The following is a 15404-nucleotide window of genomic DNA, read 5'->3' on the forward strand; positions in this document are numbered from 1 at the left end:
GAAACTTGGTCCGATGGAAAACCGAATATCTAGGTAACAGTGCAGTGCGGCACCAGCAAGGCTGGACGTTGCGGCGAGGTGTTTAGTTGAAAACCAAAGCCGGTTTTTGCACTGCGAAGACAGTTCCCAATACAGGCAGGCCGAATTCGTTGCGCAGTCTGGCGTGTTTCATCAGCCGCGGCTTGGAAAATCCGACTGCTTGAAGGGTTTGCTGCATGTAGACATCCGAATGCTTGTAACGCCCCGAAGGATATAGCTTGAATCCGGTCGTGACCGTGTCGTCGTTTTCGTCCTCGACAGTCGCAATCAAAAGTCCACCCGGGTTCAGCGCCTTTTGGAGATTGCCGAGCACCGTCCGTAAATCTCCGAAGTAGACGAAGACATCCGCGCAGACCACAAGGTCGAATTTGCCCTCGGGATAAGTTGCGGCGACAGACAGATCCGTCCGAGCGAGAAAATCGTAGGTGCCCTTGCCGCGAGAAACTTCAAGCATTTTGATCGACAGATCCACGCCAGTGAGCTCTTTGGCGTAGTCGCGCAGGAAACCGGCACACAGGCCTGTGCCGCAGCCCGCGTCCAACACCCGGCGGCTCTGGGTCTTGGACAGGTTCAGCTCTTCAAGGGCCGTGTAGATGAGGCTTGGACCGTTATTGCCCAACGCGCCAAGTTGCTGATCATAGACGTCGGCGAATTTGTCGAACAGTTCGACGACCATGCTGTGCTGGTCCAGCTCGGCGACGGGCATGCCGTTTGAGGCAAGAAAGTAATCGAGCTTTGCGCGCTGCGGTTTCGTCTTGCAATTCTTCTTTGCGATCTCAAGGCACATAAGAGCGGCTTCGGGGTATTTGATGTGCGAAAAGACAACGCTAAAATGTATGCAAGCGTCGAAAGCAGCCGCGACGCGTTCGAGATACTCCTTTGCCACTTGGTATGCCGCGTCGCGGCGCTCAAGTTGCACCAGTAGGGCCGCTGCTTCGACCACCACGATCTGCGTGTCCGGCTCGGCCTCCAAAGCCTTCCAGATAAGCTTTTCCGCCTCCTCGGCCTCGCCGAAATCGATGAGAGCCATGGCTGCAGGAAACATCGCAGCTTGCGGGTTTTTGAACAGGTGGGTCTTGCCCCGGATTTCGCCGAGGATGCGCGATTGAATTTGATCTGCGGCTTCGTCTTGGCCAAGCATCCTAAGGACGAAGGTCAGTTTTGCGGCGGCGGCCATGGAAAGTTCGTCGCGCGCGAGGAGCGTTTTGCAAATCTCGGTGGCTTCTTCGAATTTCCCATCATGAACGAGAGTCCGCGCATGGTCGATTTCGGCGTAGATTTCTGAAGTGACCTCGGGGCTCGGTTCCAGGATGATCTCGTGGTCCTCGACCCGCGGCTGATCAGCTTGGGTATCCTGCATAAACCTCGCTCCTGCTTTTCGACAGGGCGATCTTGCAGACTTCCTCCGCGAAAATCCAGTTCAAAGCGCCCAACCTCTATGCGGACAGGCAGGGATAAGCACCGATCTGTTCAGTCTGGAAACGGTTTCATCAAAAGGGGTGAGCGAGACCTGCATGCCCTGGCGCAAGAGGCGGTATTCCGTGCGTTCGCAGCTTTACGAAATAATGGTGCTGTGAGAGAGGATTGAACTCTCGACCTCACCCTTACCAAGGGTGTGCTCTACCACTGAGCTACCACAGCGCCGGGGTGTCTTGATCGACGTGGCGGGTGATTAGACTCAAACGGAAATCGGTGCAAGCGCAATCTGGACCCTTTTTTGCCTCTGGGATAGGAAGTGGTCATGACGCAGAAACCTTCATCCGGGAAATCGACCCCACAGGCGCGGGAAGACAGGCTCAAGGCCGCGCTCAAGGCGAATATGGCCAAGCGCAAGGCACAGGCGCGTGCGCGGTCAGCCGGTGCAGCGGATGAGGCCAAAAACAACAAGAACTCGAGCGAGGGCAGTTAGAACATATGGACCAGATTATCGTGACCGGAAACGGCCAGCTTAGTGGCCAGATTCCCATTGCAGGCGCAAAGAACGCCTGTCTTACCCTGATGCCGGCGACGCTTTTGAGCGAGGAACCGCTGACGCTGACCAACGCGCCGCGCCTCAGTGACATCCGCACCATGACGACGCTGTTGCAGTCGCTTGGAGCCGAAGTTCAGGCGTTGCAGGACGGACAGGTGCTTGCGATGTCGAGCCATGATCTGACCTCCACACGGGCTGACTATGACATCGTGCGCAAGATGCGGGCATCGATTCTGGTGCTGGGGCCGCTCTTGGCGCGGTTTGGCCATGCCGAAGTGTCGCTGCCCGGTGGATGTGCCATTGGCGCGCGCCCGGTCGATCTGCACCTCAAGGCGTTCGAGGCGATGGGCGCAGAGCTGGACCTGCGCGATGGCTATGTGCATGCGAAAGCGCCTGCCGGCGGTTTGAAAGGCGGCATTGTCGACTTTCCTTTTGTGTCGGTGGGTGCCACCGAAAACGCGCTGATGGCGGCAACGCTGGCCAAGGGCACGACTGTTCTGAGGAACGCCGCACGCGAACCCGAGATCGTCGACCTTGCGCAATGTTTGCGCAAGATGGGCGCGCAGATTGACGGCGAAGGCACGTCCGAGATCACCATTCAGGGTGTCGATCGTCTGGGCGGCGCGACCCACCGGGTGGTCACCGACCGGATCGAACTGGGCACCTATATGCTGGCCCCTGCCATTTGCGGTGGCGAGGTGGAATGCCTTGGGGGCAAGATCGAACTGCTGGCTGCGTTCTGTGAAAAGCTGGATGCCGCGGGTATCTCGGTTGAGGAAACGCTGACGGGACTGAAGGTCGCCCGCAAGAACGGGCGGGTGTCAGCGGTGGATGTTACAACCGAACCGTTCCCCGGTTTCCCGACCGACTTGCAGGCGCAGATGATGGCGCTGCTTTGCACGGCAGAGGGCACCAGCGTTCTGGAAGAAAAGATATTCGAGAATCGTTTCATGCACGCGCCGGAACTGATCCGCATGGGCGCCAAGATCGACGTTCACGGTGGAACGGCGACTGTTCAAGGGGTCGACCGGTTGCGCGGTGCGCCTGTAATGGCAACCGATTTGCGGGCATCCGTGTCTTTGATCCTTGCCGGTCTGGCCGCTGAAGGCGAGACCATTGTCAGCCGCGTGTATCACCTCGATCGTGGATACGAACATGTCGTCCGCAAGCTGGAAAGTGTGGGGGCCAAGATTGAACGGGTGAAAGAACAGTGACCGCAGACGCCACATTCGAAGACGGCGCAGCCAAGCCGCTGCGGCTGGTTGCAATGGACGACGAGGATTTGCAGGTGCTCTCGGCGCTGTGTCAGGACGCGGTCTTTCCGGCCAGCGAAATGCAGTGGCAGCGCAGCAAGCAGCGCTTTGGCATTCTGCTCAACCGGTTCCGCTGGGAGGATATCCCCGTCGCCCAGCGTAGGGACCGCAGACCGGAACGGGTGCAATCGGTGTTGGCCGTCGAAAACGTGGTGCGAGTCGCCAGTCAGGGTGTGACACCGGGCGATGCGGACACGATCCTATCTGTCCTGTCCGTGACATTCGAAGAAGACGCAGCAGGCGGCGGTGCTGTTCTGCTCATGCTTGCGGGCGATGGCGCGATCCGTTTGCAGGTCGAAGACCTCGAAGTGGCCCTGCGGGACGTGACGAAGCCCTACGCTGCCGTGTCGGGCAAGGTACCGGACCATCCCGCATGACGGTCCGGCGGTTGACGCCGAAGGACCTGACCGCCTTTCGCGCACTGTGGGCCGATGGCCTGATGCGGGTGCCGACCGCGTTTTTGTTCAGCGCCGAAGAAGTGCGCGCCTTTCCCAACAAGGACGTGGAGCGCGGGCTTGAAGTCAATCTCACGCTGGGCGTGTTCAATGACGCAAAGCGGCTGGTTGGATTTGTCTCTGCACGGCGCGGCGGGCCTAAACGGATGCGGCACATGGCCGATATCGGGCCGCTTTACGTGCATCCAGACGCGCAAGGGCAGGGCTATGGTCGCGCGCTGATGGAGGCGGTGTTGCAGCACTTGATTGACGCAGGTGTGCAGCAGGCCGAATTGGTTGTCGATGTCGAAAACCAGGGCGCGCAAAAGCTCTATCAGGCGCTGGGCTTTCACGTCTTCGGCAGGCGTCCCCGGTCGGTCCTAATCGACGGGGCAGGGCGTGACGATTTCCTCATGATCAAGGCTTTGGATGGTGCAGACCTGACGCGCGACGCTTGAGGGTTGGTGCCGCGCGGTCTAAGTACCCGGCAACTGCTGATCCGGAGGGCGCAATGCCGCAATTTCTGTCCACGCTAGATGCCGATTTCGACTCGCGCTTTACCGCGATCCTCAATGCCAAGCGCGAGGATAGCCCGGATGTGGATGACATCGTGGCGGGCATCATTGCCGATGTGCGCAAGCGTGGCGATGCGGCAGTGCTGGAATTGACGGCCAAATTCGATCGGTTGGAGCTGACCGCCACGCAAATGCGCGTGTCCGAGGCCGAAATTGATGCCGAGATCGCCAAAGTGCCCGAAGCCGAGCGCGTGGCGTTGGAAACGGCGGCGGAGCGTATTCGCGCTTATCACACGCGGCAAATCCCCAACGACGAGATGTGGACCGACGAACAGGGGGCCACTTTGGGCTGGCGCTGGACGCCTGTGTCCGCGGCTGGGCTCTATGTGCCCGGCGGTCTTGCCAGTTACCCGTCCTCGGTCCTGATGAACGCGGTTCCGGCCAAGGTGGCGGGCGTCGGGCGTCTGGCCGTTACGGTTCCGACCCCGGATGGCATCATCAACCCGCTTGTGATGATGGCCTGCCGCATCGCTGGCGTGGACGAGGTCTACCGCATTGGCGGCGCACAGGCGATTGCGGCGCTGGCTTATGGTACCCAAAGCATCGCACCGGTGGACAAGATCACCGGGCCGGGCAACGCCTTTGTCGCGGCTGCCAAGCGCCGGGTCTTCGGCAAGGTGGGCATCGATATGATCGCTGGGCCGTCCGAGATTTTGGTCATTGCGGATGGCGAGAATGACCCGGACTGGATTGCTTTGGACCTGATGTCTCAGGCGGAACACGACGAATCCGCGCAATCGCTTTTGATCACAACCGATGCCGCCTTTGGTCAGGCTGTGGCGGACGCTGTCGAAAAGCGCCTTGAAACGCTGGAACGTCGCGCGATTGCTGGGGCAAGCTGGCGCGACTTTGGCGCAGTGATCACCGTGCGTGATCTAGACGAGGCTGCAGAGCTTTGTGATCGGATTGCGCCGGAACACCTAGAGCTTTGCGTTGACGATCCCGACGCTTTGTCGGCCAAGATCACCCATGCGGGCGCGATCTTCCTTGGTCAATGGACACCCGAAGCCATCGGCGACTATGTCGGTGGTCCGAACCACGTTCTGCCCACGGCACGGTCCGCGCGGTTCTCCTCGGGCCTGTCAGTGCTGGATTTCCTCAAGCGGACAACGCTTGCGAAAATGTCACCCGAAGCGTTGCGGGCGATTGGTCCGGCGGCAGAAACGCTGGCACGGTCGGAATCGCTCGAGGCGCATGGGCTGTCCGTGACGGCACGTCTGCGCAAGCTGAACGGCTGATCTTTCCCGTCACGCGCAGATGCGATAGCGGTTGTTCCAAGACAGCAGCAGAGGTGTGTGATGATCCCCGTTCAGGGCTTTGAAGGCCATCAAGTGGCCGTGTTGGGTTTGGGCCGGTCCGGCCTGTCAGCGGCGCGTGCTTTGCGAGAAGGCGGAGCCACGGCGGTTTGCTGGGACGACAACCCCAAAGCCCGTGAGGCCGCCGAGGCGGAAGGGTTCGAGACACGCGAACTTACCCGCGACGGCGCCTTTGATGCCATTGCCTGCCTGATCGTCAGCCCCGGCATTCCCCATCTGTACCCTGCGCCGAACCCTGTGATTGCCAAGGCTTGGGCGGCAGGTGTACCGGTGGACAACGATATCGGGTTGTTCTTCCGGTCCTTGGCGACTGGCGAATGGGACGAGTTCGACACGGCCCCGCGTGTGATCGCTGTCACCGGATCGAACGGCAAATCTACCACCTCGGCTCTGATCCATCACGTTCTGGAAGAGGCGGGACGCACCAGCCAGTTGGCTGGCAATATCGGGCGCGGTGTCTTGGACATCGACCCTCCGGGGGATGGGGATGTGGTGGTGCTGGAACTGTCCAGCTACCAGACCGACCTTGCCCGCGCTTTGACGCCAGATGTGGCTGTGTTCACCAACCTGTCGCCAGATCATCTTGACCGGCATGCCGGGCTGGGCGGGTATTTCGCCGCCAAACGCAGGCTGTTTGCCGAAGGTGGGCCGGACCGCGCGGTGATCGGCGTGGATGAAAACGAAGGGCTTTATGTCGCCAATCAGCTGTCCGAAGGGCCGGGGGATGATCGGGTGATCCGTATCTCGTCGGGTCAAAAGCTGACCGGCCCGGGCTGGCACGTCTATGCGCGCAAGGGGTTCCTGACCGAATGGCGCAAGGGCAAGCAGGTGGGGTCCATCGACCTGCGCGCGATCAAGGGGCTGCCGGGTGCGCACAACCATCAGAACGCGTGTGCGGCCTATGCCGCGACCCGCGCGCTGGGCCTTGCGCCGCGTCAGATCGAAGCCGCGATGAAATCCTTTGGCGGATTGCCACATCGCAGCCAGATCATCGGCGAGAAAAACGGCGTGACCTTTGTCAATGACAGCAAGGCCACGAACGTGGATTCCGCGCTTAAGGCGTTGCAGGCGTTTCAGAACATTCGCTGGATCTGCGGCGGGCTGCAAAAAGAGGGCGGCCTTGACGGTTTGGCTCCCGGTTTTGAGCATGTTCGTAAAGCCTATGTCATCGGCCGCGAGGCGGATGGATTTGCGGTGCAGTTGACCGGGGTCGAAACAGAGGCCTGCGGCACGATGGAGGTGGCCGTTGCCCGCGCTGCGGCTGAAGCCGAACCGGGGGACATCGTGTTGTTGGCCCCTGCCGCGGCAAGCTTTGACCAGTATGACAGCTTCGAAAAACGCGGTGAGGATTTTGCCGCGCGGGTGCAGGCTTTGATAGGCTAAGCCGTGGTCGCGGTTTCGCCGGGCGGCGTACGCAGGTCTTGCATCAGTCCTGCATGTACCGCGTCGGCGTGGATCACGCCCAATTGTGCCGGGATCTTCTCGAGCCCAAGAATATAGGCAATCGCAAAGCGGTGCATGCCGCCGCCATCGCGCAAAGGTGTGCCATCGCGGGCGATGTGGACAAGGATGCCGCCCTGTTCGCCGCGTGTCTGGTTCACGCTGCCATGCGGGCGCAGCCTTCCGGTGCGTTTTGCCTCGTCGTAAATCCGGTCAAGCCCTTCATAGCGCGCGATCAATTCTTCGCGGCTGGAGAATCCATCAACGACGCCTTCTTTGTCGAGTCGCTTGAGCATCCAGGAAAAGATATCGGTTTGTTGCCAAGGCACACCGCGTTCAAAATGATCGCGGATGCTGTCCAGCTTGATCTGGCTGCCGAACGGTTTGCGGGACATGTCCCAATTGCCTCCGGCCACCATACCCGAGTGCCGACGCCGGAACCGAGGTGCGCCATTGCCGGGATCGGCGCGATAAAAGTCGGTCACCTGTTGGGGGCGAATCCAGATCAGTTCGTCGCTTTGCGGCGCATCAGGGCCAAACCGCCAGCGGTTGACCACATCGCGCACCACTTTGCCCGGAACACCGGCAGATATCGCCCGTTTTACATCTTTCATGCCTTGGCGCTGCGCCACTTGGCCAAAGCGTTTGTGTCGATCGCGCCCGGATGCACGACACCCAGCTGCGCCGGAATACGCGTCAGACCCAAGGCACGCGCAATACCGAGACGGTGGTTTCCGATCGCGCCGAAAATCGGGTGGCCGTTACGGTCGAGATGAACAAACACGCCTTCCGGCAAGCGGGGTGTTCCAAGCTTGTAAACGGTTTCGTCACGAAAGCCGTTTTCGCGAATTTCCGAATAAAGGGCGTCTATCTTTTTGTAACGGGCTATAATGTCGGCCATACTGGTGCAGCTGTCGAATGGGCCGCGCGTGTCGATCATTTCTTGCATTCGATCGTAGACGCCAGTCTCGTGCCACGGCACACCGTCCCTGAAATGCGCGAGGCAGGCGGCGATTTTCCACGATTGGTCCAAGGGTTCTGTGCATTGATCCCAATCTCCTGCCAGAACCATGCCCGAATGCCGCCGTTTGTAATCCGGTGTCTCTGCCGGGTTGCGCGTGTAGATTCGGGTCAGGCGCGTTGGGTTGATCCAGATCCGTTCCTGCGCGCGCGGAAAATTCCCACCACCAGACAGATAGTTCGCAACATCACGGAACGGTCCGCGCAGAATGGCTAGAGGAGAGGAAGGGATCGCAGGATTGGCTGGCATCCCCTCAAAATGTAAAAGTTTTGTAAAACTTCAAGTCTGTTTTGTAACAGCCAGTCCCGCTGCGACCCCGGAACTCCAAGCCCACTGGAAATTGTAGCCGCCCAACCAGCCGGTTACATCCACTGCTTCGCCAATCATATACAGCCCCGGCACATCGCGCGACATCATCGTCTTGCTGTCGATCCGGTCCGTGCTGATCCCGCCCAATGTCACTTCTGCGGTGCGATAGCCTTCGCTGCCCGTGGGGGTCAGCGCCCAGTCACGCAGGGTGCCTGTGATCTCGTCGATGCGCTTGTCCGACAGGTCACCGACATTGCCGCCCAAGGGCATGTCGGCGGCAAGATGGGTAACCAATCGCTCTGGCAGCACCTCGGCCAAGGTGGTGGTCACATTGCGTTTGCCCTGGTTTTGACGGGCTGATCTGAGCGTGGTCGCCAGATCATGATGGGGCAACAGGTTCACGCTGATCGCATCCCCTTCGGCCCAATAGCTGGAGATTTGCAGAACGGCGGGTCCACTGAGGCCGCGGTGGGTGAAAAGCAGCGCTTCCTCAAACGCTGTGCCGTTGGCCTGCGCAATCACCGGGGTCGAGACCCCGGAGATCGCTGCAAAGCGCTGATCAGAGAAGGTCAGTGGAACAAGGGCAGGGCGGGTGTCCGTGATGGTATGGCCGAACTGACGTGCAATGTCATAGGCCAGACCCGTTGCGCCCATCTTGGGGATCGATTTGCCGCCTGTGGCCAGCACAAGATTGCGCGAAGTGACGCTGTGGCGTTTGCCCTCGCGTTCGATCTGCGCGCTGAAACGCGATCCGTCGTGGCTCAGGTCCACAAGCGAGGTTTGCAGCCAAAGTTCGGCCCCGGCCTGCGCCATCTCGGCACGCAACATCTCGATGATCTGGGTCGCCTTGTCGTCGCAGAACAACTGCCCCAGCGTCTTTTCGTGCCACGCGATCTTGTGGCGGGTCACGAGGTCAAGGAAATCCCACTGGGTATATCGGCTGAGCGCGGATTTGTGGAAATGCGGGTTCTGCCCCAGAAATCGCGCCGGATCGGTGTACATGTTGGTGAAGTTGCAGCGCCCACCACCCGAGATGCGGATCTTTTCGCCCGGTGCCTTGGCATGGTCGATGATCAGCGTCGACGATCCCGCATGTGCCGCGCACATCATGCCAGCCGCGCCAGCGCCAAGAATGAGAGTGTCCACCTGCATGGCGCGCACCCATCACGGAATTGGTCCTTATTCAAGTCCGGTTGCGCGAATCATTCCTCTGGATCGAGCGAATCATATCGGTTAGAGTGTCCCAAAGGCCCGGGAAAACACCGGCGTTCGAGGCAGAAATAGCGGTGAAACCATGACAGAGATGGTCTATGGCGCGGTCCCAAGCCGCGCGGGTGAACCTGTGTTGCCGAAGTGGTGGCGCACGGTCGACAAATGGTCCTTGTCCTGCATCCTGATCCTGTTCGGCATCGGCATCTTGCTGGGGCTGGCGGCGTCTCCGCCCTTGGCAGAGCGCAATGGGTTTGCGCCGTTCCACTACGTGCAGCGGCAGGCGGTCTTTGGCGGGTTGGCGCTGGGCGTGATGATTTTTGTCTCGATGCTTGGCCCCATTGTGGTGCGCCGATTGGCGGTTTTGGGGTTTGCCGCGGCCTTTATCGCTTTGGCGTTGCTGCCCTTTTTCGGGACCGATTTCGGCAAGGGCGCGGTGCGCTGGTATTCGCTTGGCTTTGCGTCGTTGCAGCCGTCGGAATTCCTCAAGCCCACGTTTGTAATCGTGACTGCGTGGTTCCTTGCCGCGAGCCAGGATTTGGGTGGCCCGCCGGGCAAGACGCTGTCTTTTGCCATCACGATCAGCATCGTCCTGATGCTGGCGCTGCAACCTGACTTCGGTCAGGCCTGTCTGGTGCTGTTCGGATGGGGCGTGATGTATTTCGTGGCCGGTGCTCCGATGTTGTTGCTGATGATCCTTGCCGGATTTGTGGTTCTGAGCGGCACTGTCGCCTACCAGAATTCCGAGCACTTTGCCCGCCGTATCGACGGCTTTCTCAGCCCCGAGGTCGATCCGACCACGCAGCTGGGTTATGCCACCAACGCGATCCGCGAAGGCGGGTTTCTAGGGGTCGGTGTGGGCGAGGGGCAGGTGAAGTGGTCGCTGCCGGATGCCCATACGGATTTCATCATCGCCGTTGCCGCCGAAGAATACGGGCTTGTTCTTGTCCTCATCATCATCGCGCTCTACGCGACCATCGTGGTGCGGTCGCTTCTGCGGCTGATGCGCGAACGTGATCCGTTTATCCGGCTGGCGGGCACAGGGCTGGCCTGCATGTTCGGTGTGCAGGCGATGATCAACATGGGGGTCGCGGTGCGTCTTCTGCCGGCCAAAGGTATGACCTTGCCATTCGTGAGCTATGGCGGGTCGTCCCTGATTGCGGGGGGCATTGCCGTTGGCATGCTTTTGGCCTTCACACGCAGCAGGCCACAGGGCGAAATCGGCGATATCTTGCGAGGACGGCTGCGATAATCCCCGTATATGGGGTGAATCGCCCCTTGGTTTGTTGACAAACGGCTCTTTGGCAGGTCTCTGTCCTTCAATCCTTGGGCGGGGGACTTATGCGCAAACCTTATCTTGTCATTGCAGCCGGAGGGACCGGCGGTCACATGTTTCCGGCACAGGCGCTGGCAGAGGTCATGCTGCGCCGGGGCTGGCGGGTGAAGCTGTCGACCGACGCGCGCGGCGCGCGCTATACCGGCGGTTTTCCACATTCGACCGAGATCGAACAGGTGGCCAGCGCAACTTTCGCGCGGGGTGGGATCGTCGCGAAGGCGCTGGTTCCTCTGCGCGTGCTGGGTGGCGTGCTCTCCATGTCGTGGCGGATGCTGCGCGACCGGCCTGATGTGGTGGTGGGGTTCGGCGGTTATCCGTCCATCCCTGCGTTGGGTGCCGCATGGGTGCTGCGGCGGCCTCGGATGATCCACGAACAGAACGGCGTGCTGGGCCGTGTGAACGCGCTCTTCGCCAAGCGTGTGGACCGGGTCGCTTGCGGAACATGGCCGACGACGCTGCCTGAAGGTGTTGAAGGTGTGCATGTGGGTAATCCCGTGCGGCTTGCCGTGAAAGACCGTGCGGGGGCGGCCTATATCACGCCCGGCGATTATCCGATGTCGATCCTTGTGATCGGCGGCAGTCAGGGCGCGCGCATTCTGTCGGACGTGGTGCCGCCCGCGATTGCGTCGTTGCCGCTTGAGACCCTGCAACATCTGCGTGTCAGCCATCAGGCGCGTGATGAGGATGGAGAGCGCGTCGCGAGCTACTATGCCGAGCAAGGCGTCAACGCCGATGTGCAGTCTTTTTTCGCCGATGTGCCAAAACGGATGACCGAAGCGCAGCTTGTGATCTCGCGCTCGGGTGCGTCGAGTGTCGCGGACATTTCGGTGATCGGGAGGCCGTCGATCCTTGTGCCCTATGCCGCGGCCACCGGTGATCATCAGAGCGCCAATGCGCGCGGATTGGTCGAGGCTGGAGCGGCGATCCGCATTCCCGAAAGCAAGCTGAACGTCGACAGTCTGGCCGAACAGATCGTCGCGGTTTTGCAAAACCCCCAAGCGGCGTTGCACATGTCACAAGCCGCACTGTCGCAGGCTAAGCCGGATGCCGCGCAAGATCTTGCCGCGCTGGTCGAGATGTTGGCAGGCCAAACACCACAGACCCCAGAAGGACAGACCGAATGAACGCCGCCACCAAATTGCCCGTCGATATCGGCGCCATCCATTTCGTCGGCATCGGCGGTATCGGCATGTCAGGCATTGCCGAAGTTTTGGTGAACTTGGGCTACACGGTGCAGGGGTCGGATCTGAAGGCCTCCAAGATCACCAACCGTCTGGCCGATCTGGGCGCGCGCATCTTCGAAGGCCAACGGGCCGAGAACCTGGACGGGGCCGAAGTGGTGGTTGTCTCGACCGCGATCAAGCCGGGCAATCCCGAACTGGACGAAGCGCGTCTACGCGGGCTTCCAGTGGTGCGCCGTGCCGACATGTTGGCCGAATTGATGCGGCTCAAGTCGAACATCGCGATTGCCGGGACGCATGGCAAGACGACCACAACCACGATGATGGCCGAGTTGATGGTGGCTGGGGGGTTCGATCCGACCGTGATCAATGGCGGCGTCATCCATGCCTATGGCTCCAACGCGCGGATGGGGCAGGGCGAATGGATGGTGGTCGAGGCAGACGAGAGCGATGGATCGTTCAACCGCCTGCCCGCGACCATCGGGATCGTCACCAATATCGATCCCGAGCACATGGAGCATTGGGGTGATTTTGACCGACTGCGGCAGGGGTTTCAGGACTTCGTGTCGAACATCCCGTTCTACGGCATCGCCGTGTGCTGCACCGATCATGAAGAGGTGCAGCGTCTCGTGGGCAAGGTGACCGATCGGCGTGTCGTGACCTATGGCTTCAACGCGCAGGCCGATGTGCGGGCCGTGAACCTGCGATATGAAAAAGGCGTGGCGCATTTCGACATCGCGCTTCAGGCCGAAGATGACAGCATTGACGGCTGCACTTTGCCGATGCCCGGCGATCACAACGTGTCGAACGCCCTGTCCGCAGTTGCCGTGGCGCGGCATCTGGGGATGAAGAAATCCGAAATTCGTGAAGCGCTGGCTGTGTTTGGTGGTGTGAATCGCCGCTTTACAAAGGTCGGCGAATGGAACGGCGTAACAATCATTGACGATTACGGCCACCACCCGGTCGAGATTGCCGCTGTTTTGAAAGCGGCGCGGCAGGCCTCAGAAGGCCGGGTCATCGCGGTGCACCAGCCGCACCGCTACACCCGCTTGTCGAGCCTTTTTGAGGATTTTTGCGCCTGCTTCAACGAGGCGGATGTGGTGGCGATTGCCGAGGTCTTTTCGGCGGGCGAAGACCCCATTGAAGGCGCGTCACGCGATGATCTGGTGGCCGGTTTGATCCGCCATGGTCATCGGCACGCGCGCGCCATCCTGAACGAGGACGATCTGGAACGGCTGGTCCGTGAACAGGCGCGTCCGGGGGATATGGTGGTCTGTCTTGGGGCAGGTACGATCTCGACCTGGGCCAACGGCCTGCCCGAGCGGTTGGCGAAATAGGCTTGGACAGGGCAGGGGATGCGTCGTCGCGTGCTTGTTTTCGGTTGACCGTGAACTGGTGCGCTGCCCCTGTGTCCTGCGGCGTCACCAAGAGATGTTTGTCGAACCAGCCTGGGTGGAGACGTTGGGTTTCCTTGCGCGCGGGATATGGCTACCACTCGGCGTGAACTTTTTGCTTTAGGAGCGACACGATGGATCTGAATGCGGATTTCGCCAAACGGGTGGTGGTTCACGCTGGGGACGCGCCTTGGATCGCATCGCCCATGCCGGGGGTGGATCGGCGCATGCTCGACCGGATCGGGGACGAGGTCGCGCGCGCAACGTCGATTGTCCGCTACGCTCCGGGCAGCGCGTTTTCGGCCCATACGCACACCGGCGGCGAAGAGTTTTTGGTGCTGGAGGGTGTGTTTCAGGACGAGCATGGCGATTACCCGGCGGGCACCTATGTGCGCAATCCGCCGACGACCTCGCACACGCCCGGCGCGGCAGAGGGATGCACCATCTTCGTCAAGCTTTGGCAATTCGATCTGGAGGATCGCACCCAGTTTCGGATGGACATGGACGCGCAGCTTAAAGCGGTTCAGGATGGTATCGCGCAGGCCGAGCTGCACCGCGATGTGCGTGAGGTCGTTTCATACCACGTGCTTGAACCGGGGGCCGTGTTGACCGAGGACTCGGCCGGTGGCATCGAAGTTCTGGTGCTGGACGGCAGTGTGCATGAGGGCGCGGACGATCTAGTGACATGGTCTTGGCTGCGTCTGCCGGACGGTGCGCCTTTGCATGCGACGGCAGGGCCAAAAGGCGCACGGCTTTGGATGAAGACCGGCCATCTGCCCTTTGCCCAAGCGCCGATGGTCTGACTTTGGCGGGCACAGTGGCGATTGTTGGCGGTGGCCTCACCGGGCTGGCGCTTGCACAGAGGGTGCACGCTGCAGGGCGTGCGGTTCGCCTGTTCGAAGGGCGTGATCGGTTGGGCGGACGGATCTCGACGGTCCGCATCGGGACGCAGTGGTTCGATCTTGGTCCGTCTTGGTTCTGGCCGGGGCAGCCTCGGATGAAGTCGATGGTGCAGGATTTGGGGTTGGAGGTCTTTCCGCAATTCGCCGATGGCGCACAGCTTTTTGAAACCGCCCAAGGCGCGGTGATCCGGGATCGCGGCTTTGCCTCGATGCAGGGCTCATTGCGGGTGCGGGGTGGCATGGGTGCCATTGTCCGTGCGTTGGCCGCGCAGTTGCCAAAGAGTTGTGTCGAGACAGGCCGCGTCGTGCGGTCGGTTTCTGCGGACGGCGTTCTGGGGTTCGACGATGGCAATCAACAGGTCTTCGATCAGATCGTGCTGGCTGTGCCGCCACGGGTTGCGGCGGGTTTGCACATCACGCCAGACCTGCCGACGCCGGTGCAGTCTGCCTTGAACAATATTCCGACCTGGATGGCGGGACATGCCAAATTTGTCGCCGTATATGACACCCCGTTTTGGCGTCACGACGGGCTTTCCGGCGATGCGTCGAGCCAGCTTGGCCCGCTGGCGGAAATCCACGATGCCAGCGCCGATACCGGCGGGGCGCTGTTCGGTTTTCTGGGTGTGCCCGCCGTGGCGCGTGCGGGCCAACGGGATGCGGTGATCGCTGCGGCCGTGGCACAATTGGGGCGGCTGTTCGGGCAGGATGCTGCGTCTCCGGTGGAGGTGTTCTACACCGATTGGGCTGAAGAGGCGTTGACGGCGGTGGCTGCTGACCAGGCACCATTGTCCCATCATCCGGCCTATGGACGGCCTGCGGCTCTGGTGCCGACGCGGGACAGCCGCATTCTTTTCGCGTCAAGCGAGTTGGCCCCCGAGATGGGTGGCTACCTGGAGGGCGCGCTGGCGGCGGCCGAAGAGGCGGCAGGTTGGGTTCTGGCGGCACCTGTGCGCTAAAGAGCGG

Annotated in this window: 15 protein-coding genes and 1 tRNA gene; 11 read left to right on the forward strand and 5 right to left on the reverse strand. The window is 60.9% G+C overall.

The features are described 5' to 3' along the window. Positions 1 to 82: 82 nt before the first annotated feature. Together MCRY_RS08585 and MCRY_RS08590 are read right to left on the reverse strand one after the other, a co-directional pair. Positions 83 to 1399 (reverse strand): methyltransferase domain-containing protein, encoded by a 1317-nt coding sequence (locus MCRY_RS08585; RefSeq protein WP_085629086.1) that lies wholly within the window; start codon positions 1397 to 1399, stop codon positions 83 to 85. A 206-nt stretch (positions 1400 to 1605) separates the two neighbouring features. Further along, positions 1606 to 1680 (reverse strand) — tRNA-Thr (locus MCRY_RS08590). A gap of 100 nt (positions 1681 to 1780) precedes the next feature. On the opposite strand from MCRY_RS08590, the gene MCRY_RS22845 reads away from it, so the two are divergent. From MCRY_RS22845 to murD, 6 genes are read left to right on the forward strand one after another with little or no spacing between them, the layout of a single operon-like run. Beyond that, positions 1781 to 1948 (forward strand): hypothetical protein, encoded by a 168-nt coding sequence (locus tag MCRY_RS22845; RefSeq protein WP_171046187.1) that lies wholly within the window; start codon positions 1781 to 1783, stop codon positions 1946 to 1948. A 5-nt stretch (positions 1949 to 1953) separates the two neighbouring features. Further along, the gene (murA, locus tag MCRY_RS08595; RefSeq protein WP_085629087.1) at positions 1954 to 3225 is read left to right on the forward strand and encodes a UDP-N-acetylglucosamine 1-carboxyvinyltransferase; all 1272 of its coding nucleotides are present in this window, start codon (positions 1954 to 1956) and stop codon (positions 3223 to 3225) included. Then, positions 3222 to 3701 carry a DUF2948 family protein gene (locus tag MCRY_RS08600; protein WP_244897897.1) on the forward strand — a complete coding sequence of 160 codons (480 nt, stop codon included), beginning with the start codon at positions 3222 to 3224 and terminating at the stop codon, positions 3699 to 3701. Before murA ends, MCRY_RS08600 begins: the two co-directional genes overlap by 4 nt. Beyond that, the gene (locus MCRY_RS08605; protein ID WP_085629088.1) at positions 3698 to 4216 is read left to right on the forward strand and encodes a GNAT family N-acetyltransferase; all 519 of its coding nucleotides are present in this window, start codon (positions 3698 to 3700) and stop codon (positions 4214 to 4216) included. The genes MCRY_RS08600 and MCRY_RS08605 overlap by 4 nt, the downstream gene beginning before the upstream one ends. A gap of 53 nt (positions 4217 to 4269) precedes the next feature. Further along, entirely contained in the window at positions 4270 to 5571 is a 1302-nt protein-coding gene (hisD, locus tag MCRY_RS08610) for a histidinol dehydrogenase (RefSeq protein WP_085629089.1), read from the forward strand. 60 nt (positions 5572 to 5631) lie between these two features. Beyond that, positions 5632 to 7032, forward strand: coding sequence for a UDP-N-acetylmuramoyl-L-alanine--D-glutamate ligase (gene murD, locus MCRY_RS08615; protein ID WP_085629090.1), 1401 nt, complete (start codon positions 5632 to 5634; stop codon positions 7030 to 7032). Here the strand turns inward: murD and MCRY_RS08620 are convergent. From MCRY_RS08620 to MCRY_RS08630, 3 genes are read right to left on the reverse strand one after another with little or no spacing between them, the layout of a single operon-like run. After that, positions 7029 to 7703: a hypothetical protein gene (locus MCRY_RS08620; RefSeq protein WP_085629091.1), complete on the reverse strand. Its 675-nt coding sequence runs from the start codon at positions 7701 to 7703 to the stop codon at positions 7029 to 7031. The genes murD and MCRY_RS08620 overlap by 4 nt on opposite strands. After that, positions 7700 to 8359 (reverse strand): hypothetical protein, encoded by a 660-nt coding sequence (locus MCRY_RS08625; protein WP_085629092.1) that lies wholly within the window; start codon positions 8357 to 8359, stop codon positions 7700 to 7702. The genes MCRY_RS08620 and MCRY_RS08625 overlap by 4 nt, the downstream gene beginning before the upstream one ends. 30 nt (positions 8360 to 8389) lie before the next feature. After that, positions 8390 to 9571, reverse strand: coding sequence for a BaiN/RdsA family NAD(P)/FAD-dependent oxidoreductase (locus tag MCRY_RS08630; protein WP_085629093.1), 1182 nt, complete (start codon positions 9569 to 9571; stop codon positions 8390 to 8392). 142 nt (positions 9572 to 9713) lie between these two features. On the opposite strand from MCRY_RS08630, the gene ftsW reads away from it, so the two are divergent. The 5 genes from ftsW (at position 9714) to MCRY_RS08655 (ending at position 15397) form a co-directional block, all read left to right on the forward strand. Next, positions 9714 to 10880: a putative lipid II flippase FtsW gene (ftsW, locus tag MCRY_RS08635; RefSeq protein WP_085629094.1), complete on the forward strand. Its 1167-nt coding sequence runs from the start codon at positions 9714 to 9716 to the stop codon at positions 10878 to 10880. A gap of 89 nt (positions 10881 to 10969) precedes the next feature. Continuing rightward, a complete protein-coding gene (locus MCRY_RS08640; RefSeq protein WP_085629095.1) occupies positions 10970 to 12088 on the forward strand; it encodes a UDP-N-acetylglucosamine--N-acetylmuramyl-(pentapeptide) pyrophosphoryl-undecaprenol N-acetylglucosamine transferase in 1119 nt (372 codons plus the stop codon). Further along, complete coding sequence (murC, locus tag MCRY_RS08645) at positions 12085 to 13482, forward strand: UDP-N-acetylmuramate--L-alanine ligase (RefSeq protein WP_085629096.1); 1398 nt, start codon at positions 12085 to 12087, stop codon at positions 13480 to 13482. Before MCRY_RS08640 ends, murC begins: the two co-directional genes overlap by 4 nt. Positions 13483 to 13673: 191 nt before the next feature. Further along, the gene (locus MCRY_RS08650) at positions 13674 to 14342 is read left to right on the forward strand and encodes a cupin domain-containing protein (RefSeq protein WP_085629097.1); all 669 of its coding nucleotides are present in this window, start codon (positions 13674 to 13676) and stop codon (positions 14340 to 14342) included. Continuing rightward, entirely contained in the window at positions 14294 to 15397 is a 1104-nt protein-coding gene (locus tag MCRY_RS08655; protein ID WP_238939525.1) for a flavin monoamine oxidase family protein, read from the forward strand. The genes MCRY_RS08650 and MCRY_RS08655 overlap by 49 nt, the downstream gene beginning before the upstream one ends. The last annotated feature ends 7 nt before the right edge of the window (positions 15398 to 15404 follow it).

Origin of the sequence: Marivita cryptomonadis (assembly GCF_002115725.1) — a bacterium.
Classification (GTDB): Bacteria; Pseudomonadota; Alphaproteobacteria; order Rhodobacterales; family Rhodobacteraceae; genus Marivita; species Marivita cryptomonadis.

What these genes read in the sequence shown, in the direction of transcription:
- MCRY_RS08585 (WP_085629086.1), bottom strand. Translation starts at nt 1,399, where the DNA reads ATGCAGGATACCCAAGCTGATCAGCCGCGGGTCGAGGACCACGAGATC.
- MCRY_RS22845 (WP_171046187.1), top strand. Translation starts at nt 1,781, where the DNA reads ATGACGCAGAAACCTTCATCCGGGAAATCGACCCCACAGGCGCGGGAA.
- murA (WP_085629087.1), top strand. Translation starts at nt 1,954, where the DNA reads ATGGACCAGATTATCGTGACCGGAAACGGCCAGCTTAGTGGCCAGATT.
- MCRY_RS08605 (WP_085629088.1), top strand. Translation starts at nt 3,698, where the DNA reads ATGACGGTCCGGCGGTTGACGCCGAAGGACCTGACCGCCTTTCGCGCA.
- hisD (WP_085629089.1), top strand. Translation starts at nt 4,270, where the DNA reads ATGCCGCAATTTCTGTCCACGCTAGATGCCGATTTCGACTCGCGCTTT.
- murD (WP_085629090.1), top strand. Translation starts at nt 5,632, where the DNA reads ATGATCCCCGTTCAGGGCTTTGAAGGCCATCAAGTGGCCGTGTTGGGT.
- MCRY_RS08620 (WP_085629091.1), bottom strand. Translation starts at nt 7,703, where the DNA reads ATGAAAGATGTAAAACGGGCGATATCTGCCGGTGTTCCGGGCAAAGTG.
- MCRY_RS08625 (WP_085629092.1), bottom strand. Translation starts at nt 8,359, where the DNA reads ATGCCAGCCAATCCTGCGATCCCTTCCTCTCCTCTAGCCATTCTGCGC.
- MCRY_RS08630 (WP_085629093.1), bottom strand. Translation starts at nt 9,571, where the DNA reads ATGCAGGTGGACACTCTCATTCTTGGCGCTGGCGCGGCTGGCATGATG.
- ftsW (WP_085629094.1), top strand. Translation starts at nt 9,714, where the DNA reads ATGACAGAGATGGTCTATGGCGCGGTCCCAAGCCGCGCGGGTGAACCT.
- MCRY_RS08640 (WP_085629095.1), top strand. Translation starts at nt 10,970, where the DNA reads ATGCGCAAACCTTATCTTGTCATTGCAGCCGGAGGGACCGGCGGTCAC.
- murC (WP_085629096.1), top strand. Translation starts at nt 12,085, where the DNA reads ATGAACGCCGCCACCAAATTGCCCGTCGATATCGGCGCCATCCATTTC.
- MCRY_RS08650 (WP_085629097.1), top strand. Translation starts at nt 13,674, where the DNA reads ATGGATCTGAATGCGGATTTCGCCAAACGGGTGGTGGTTCACGCTGGG.